Genomic DNA, 556 nt, shown 5'->3' on the forward strand with positions numbered 1-556 from the left:
GAGTTGCCGGGCCTGCATCCGGCAGGCAAGGGCAACGAGGTACTGCTGCACCCCGATGGCGCCGCAACGCTGGGTATCGCGAGCGGCGACGGGTCCGGGTGTTCTCGCCGGTCGGGCGGTTGGAGGTGACGGCCGCACTCAGCGACCGGCCCCGCCGCGGAGTCGTGGTACTCGACCATGGCTGGGGCTCACGGGTAGTCGACCCGCGCCACGGCGGCGCACCGGAGTCCTACGGGGTCAACCGCAACCTGCTGGCCGACCGCGCGGCGATCGATCCGCTCTCGCAGACCTCGACGCTGGGCTCGGTGTACGTCGGGATCGAGCGGGTCTAGGCGCCGGGGCCTTCGGCACGCAGATCGTCGACCGCCTTCATGGCGTCGCGCAGCTTGTCCAGCCACTCCTCGGTGTGCTCACCCACCAGGCGCACCGACCAGGCCAGCGCGTCCGAGCGCGACCGCGCCACGCCCGCGTCGACCAGGGTGTCGAGCACCTGCCGTTCGGGCTGCTTGAGCCGGGTCATCACGGGTACGGCGATGTGGGTGAACAGGATTCGCTC

1 protein-coding gene and 1 pseudogene are annotated in these 556 nt (G+C 71.2%); one reads left to right on the top strand and one right to left on the bottom strand.

Going from position 1 to position 556, the window contains the following annotated elements; genetic code table 11:
- Positions 1-332, top strand: a 332-nt coding sequence (locus RNB18_RS50900; RefSeq protein WP_311720912.1) for a molybdopterin dinucleotide binding domain-containing protein, incomplete at its 5' end; no start/stop codon positions are given.
- On the opposite strand, the pseudogene abmR reads toward RNB18_RS50900, so the two are convergent.
- Positions 329-556: pseudogene (gene abmR / locus RNB18_RS50905) on the bottom strand (transcriptional regulator AbmR); the annotation flags it as partial. The gene RNB18_RS50900 and the pseudogene abmR sit on opposite strands and share 4 nt — an antisense overlap.

The sequence above is a fragment of the Streptomyces doebereineriae genome, from assembly GCF_031845645.1.
Lineage (GTDB): Bacteria > Actinomycetota > Actinomycetes > Streptomycetales > Streptomycetaceae > Streptomyces > Streptomyces canus.